Here is a 4,118-nt window from a genome sequence, read left to right on the forward strand (position 1 = left end):
CCTGGCGCGCCTGCGCCTGCAGGGCCTGCAGGCGCGCACCGGTGCGGTCGGGCTCCAGTTGCATCACCCGTTCGCCGGCCCGGACCGCCTGCCCTTCGCGCACGTCGATCGCGACGATGCGCTCGGCCGCCGGCGCCGGCAGGGTGATCCGGTCCCGCTCCAGCGTGCCCAGTGCGTCCGGGGTGTCGCGACTGCATGCCGCCGACAGGCTCAATGCCAGCACAACGGCCAGGGTTGCGATCGAACGCTTCATGCCTGCTCCTCGGGGTCGGCCATCGACGCGGGTGCGGCCAGCTCCAGGCCGCGTTCGAGCAGCGCCAGGGTATGCCGGCGCAGCCCGTCGTAATCGAGGTCCTCGGCCTGGAACAACTGCCGCCAGATCGGCGCGCCGGCAACCGGGAACAGGGTCAGGCCGACCAGGGACACCATCAGCAGGCGCGGATCCAGATCGGCGTTGATCTCGCCGCGCGACTGCGCGCCGGCGAAGCGTTCCGCCATCATCAGCGGCAGTTGCGGACCGACCCGTTCGAACAGCACGTCGCGCAGGCTGCCGCCCTCGCACAGCACCTCGCGCACCCACAACGACGGCAACCACGGATGCTCGGCGACCAGCATCCCCACGCCCTGCACGAAGCCGCCGATCAGGCCCGCGATGTCGTTGCCCTCGCCCATGACCCGCTCGCGGAGACCGCCGAACGCCGGCAGCAGGCGTTCGTTGATCACCGCCTCGCGCAGTTGCGCCTTGTCGCCGAAGTAATAGTGCAGCAGGGCCGGATTGACCCCGGCGCGGTCGGCGATCCGCTTCAGCGTGGTGCCGGCGATGCCCTGCTCGACATAGCACGCGATCGCCGCGTCCAGGACCCGCTCGCGCTGGTCGGGGGCGTCGGCGCCGGGCCGGCCGGGCGCGCGTCGCGCGGCCTTGCCGGCGGCGGTCCGGGACTTCCTGGCGGGGGGATGACGAGTGCTCATGAGCATATTTAATTAAATAATTAATTTGATTGCAAGCCCCCATAGCCCCGGAGCCGGCGATCGCGAACGCCCCGATCCGGCAAGCCACCGGCGCGGCGACGGCGCTATCGTGGACATCCGCCACCGGTGCGACCGCGCATGTCCCCGCCCAGCCGACGCCAACACCGCCCCCTGCGCCAATGGTTGCGCGGCAATGCCCTGGCGCTGTGGCTGTGGACCCTCGGCCTGCTCGGCGTGGTCCGCTTCGTGACCCGGGCGATGCGCGACGGCGGTGGCGGCGCCGACACCGTCGCCTGGCTGTACCTGGGCGGAGGCATACTGGTGTTCCTCGCCGGCGTCGCGACCTGGGTCGGCGGCGCGCGACGCGATCGCGCGACGACGCGTCCGGACTGAACGCGGACGCTTCCCGCACGCCGCATCCGGCGACGCGCGGCTTTGCGAAAAAGGCCGTACCGGCGCAAGCTTGACGACAACCACGGCCTGGTCGCCGTCGACTCATTCCCCCAGGGGACATCTTCGCGAGCCGTCCCGCCCCATGGCTGGCCGCCGATCCTCGCGAACGCCCCGCTCCAACAACAAAGAGCCCTCCTTGAACGACGTCAGCACCCGTACCGCCACGTCCGAATTCGCCCTCGATCCCGCCGACGCCGAGCGCCTGGCCAACCTGGCCGGACCGTTCGACAGCCACCTGCGCCTGCTGGAACTCCGACTCGGCGTGGAGATCGCCAACCGCGGCAACATCTTCCGCATCACCGGTCCCGGCGACGCCGTACAGCGCGCGCAGAAACTGCTGCGCGCGCTGTGGGACGACGCCGGCGGCGAGACCCTCGACGAGTCGGCGATCCACCTGCGCCTGGCCGAAGCCGGCGCCGACCGGATCGAGACCGGCTACGAACCGCAGGAGGTCTCGATCCGGGTCAAGCGCGGCACCGTCCGCGGGCGTGGCGCCAATCAGCAGAAATACCTGCACGCGATCGCCACCAACGACATCAACTTCGGCATCGGTCCCGCCGGCACCGGCAAGACCTTCCTGGCCGTGGCCAGCGCGGTCGAGGCGCTCAACGAGGGCCGCGTGCACCGGCTGATCCTGGTCCGGCCCGCGGTCGAGGCCGGCGAGAAGCTCGGCTTCCTGCCCGGCGACCTGACCCAGAAGGTCGACCCGTACCTGCGACCGCTGTACGACGCCCTCTACGAGATGCTCGGCGTCGAGAAGGTGGCCAAGCTGCTGGAGAAGAGCGTGATCGAGATCGCGCCGCTGGCCTACATGCGCGGACGCACCCTCAACGATGCGTTCGTGATCCTCGACGAGGCGCAGAACACCTCGATCGAGCAGATGAAGATGTTCCTGACCCGGATCGGCTTCGGCAGCACCGCGGTGGTCACCGGCGACCTGACCCAGATCGACCTGCCCCGCCACCAGAAATCCGGGCTCAAGGACGCGCTGGAAGTGCTGCGCGGCGTCGACGGAATTGCCTTCACCTTCTTCGAGTCGCGCGACGTGGTCCGGCATCCGCTGGTCGCGCGGATCGTCAATGCCTACGACGCGCGCGACGGCGCCGACAGGGAAACCGGGCCCCAGGAGTAGACTGGCAACCATGACCAGAGGTCCGATCCGTCTCGATGTCGCCGTCCACTACGGCCTGCCGCGCGCCGGCATCCCGGCGGCGGTCAGTTTCCGCAAGTGGGTGGCGGCGGCGCTGGAAGGCCGCATCCGCGAGGCCGACCTGGCGATCCGCCTCGTCGACGCGCGCGAGGGCCGCTCGCTCAACCGTCACTACCGCGGCCGCGACTACGCCACCAACGTGCTCAGCTTCCCGGCCGAGATACCCGAGGGCCTGCCGAAGAACGTCAAGTTCCCATTGCTCGGCGACCTGGTGGTCTGCGCGCCGGTGGTGGCCCGCGAGGCCCGCGAACAGGGCAAGCCGCTGGCCGCCCACTACGCCCACATGACCGTCCACGGCGCCCTGCACCTGCTGGGCTGGGACCACGAGGACGAGCGCGAGGCCGAGTGCATGGAGAACCTGGAGCGCGAGATCCTCGCCTCGCTGGGCATCGCCGACCCCTACGGCGACGCCTGAGCGCACCGCCGATCCCGCCGCGGACGCCGTCCGGCGGGCATCCCCGGCCCCGCTCCCGGCCCCGCTCCCGGACCCGCAAACCGGGACAGGCGACAGGCCACGATTCCGAGGTAGACTGGCCCCGGCGCCCAACCCCCGCGGGCGTTTTTGCAGACGCAATGTCCGAGGACGACAGTAGTACCCAAGCCCAGGAACACACCGACCGGCACCACGAGAAGCCGCACGAGGGCAAGCACCCGGAAAAGCGGCGCTCCTGGCTGGACCGGATCAGCTCGGTGCTGTCGGGCGAGCCCAGCTCCCGCGAGGACCTGGTCGAGCTGCTCCGCGACGCCCAGGCCGACGGCCTGATCGCCGCCGACACCCTGGCGATGATGGAAGGCGCGATCGGCGTTTCCGACCTCAGCGTCGGCGACGTGATGGTGCCGCGCTCGCAGATGGTGATGCTCTCGGCCGAAGCGCCGCTGATGGATCTGATGAGGGAGGTGGTCGAATCCGGCCACTCGCGCTTCCCGGTCCATGGCGAGGACAAGGACGAGATCCTCGGCATCCTGCTGGCCAAGGACCTGCTGCGCGCGGTGATCGCCGCCGAGGACGGCCCGCTGGGCATCCATGAACTGCTGCGGCCGGCGGTGCTGATTCCCGAATCCAAACGCCTGGACGTGCTGCTGCGCGAGTTCCGCCTCAGCCGCAACCACATGGCGATCGTGATCGACGAGTACGGCGGCGTCGCCGGCCTGCTGACGATCGAGGACGTGCTCGAACAGATCGTCGGCGAGATCGACGACGAGCACGACGATGCCGAGGACCCCAACGCGCTGATCGCGGCCCAGGCCGACGGCCAGTACGTGGTCGACGCGCTGACCCCGATCGACGACTTCAACGAACGTTTCGGCGCCGACTTCGACGACGACGAGTACGACACCATCGGCGGCCTGGTCATCGCCGCGATCGGGCACCTGCCCGAAGCCGGCGAGGAGCTGACCCTGGGCCGCTTCGTGTTCCGGGTCTCCAGCGCCGACGCGCGCCGAGTGCACGCCTTCCACGTGGGCATCCTCGGCGATGCCTGAGCGC

5 protein-coding genes and 1 pseudogene are annotated in these 4,118 nt (G+C 70.1%); 4 read left to right on the forward strand and 2 right to left on the reverse strand.

Annotation, left to right across the window (positions count from 1 at the left end; genetic code table 11):
* Both FKV24_RS14385 and FKV24_RS14390 read right to left on the reverse strand, forming a co-directional pair.
* A pseudogene (locus FKV24_RS14385) lies at window positions 1-253 on the reverse strand (hemolysin secretion protein D); the annotation flags it as partial.
* Window positions 250-969: a TetR/AcrR family transcriptional regulator gene (locus tag FKV24_RS14390; protein WP_141482875.1), complete on the reverse strand. Its 720-nt coding sequence runs from the start codon at window positions 967-969 to the stop codon at window positions 250-252. The gene FKV24_RS14390 and the pseudogene FKV24_RS14385, both read right to left, overlap by 4 nt.
* A gap of 138 nt (window positions 970-1,107) precedes the next feature.
* Between FKV24_RS14390 and FKV24_RS14395 the strand changes: the two genes are divergently transcribed.
* From FKV24_RS14395 to FKV24_RS14410, 4 genes are all read left to right on the forward strand, one after another.
* Entirely contained in the window at window positions 1,108-1,362 is a 255-nt protein-coding gene (locus FKV24_RS14395) for a hypothetical protein (protein WP_141482876.1), read from the forward strand.
* A gap of 196 nt (window positions 1,363-1,558) precedes the next feature.
* Window positions 1,559-2,554 (forward strand): PhoH family protein, encoded by a 996-nt coding sequence (locus tag FKV24_RS14400; RefSeq protein WP_407067501.1) that lies wholly within the window; start codon window positions 1,559-1,561, stop codon window positions 2,552-2,554.
* Between the two features lie 10 nt (window positions 2,555-2,564).
* Window positions 2,565-3,047 (forward strand): rRNA maturation RNase YbeY, encoded by a 483-nt coding sequence (gene ybeY / locus FKV24_RS14405; protein ID WP_111265796.1) that lies wholly within the window; start codon window positions 2,565-2,567, stop codon window positions 3,045-3,047.
* Between the two features lie 158 nt (window positions 3,048-3,205).
* Entirely contained in the window at window positions 3,206-4,114 is a 909-nt protein-coding gene (locus tag FKV24_RS14410; protein WP_111265795.1) for a CorC family transporter, read from the forward strand.
* Window positions 4,115-4,118: the final 4 nt, after the last annotated feature.

The sequence above is a fragment of the Marilutibacter maris genome (assembly GCF_006546735.2).
Lineage (GTDB): Bacteria > Pseudomonadota > Gammaproteobacteria > Xanthomonadales > Xanthomonadaceae > Marilutibacter > Marilutibacter maris.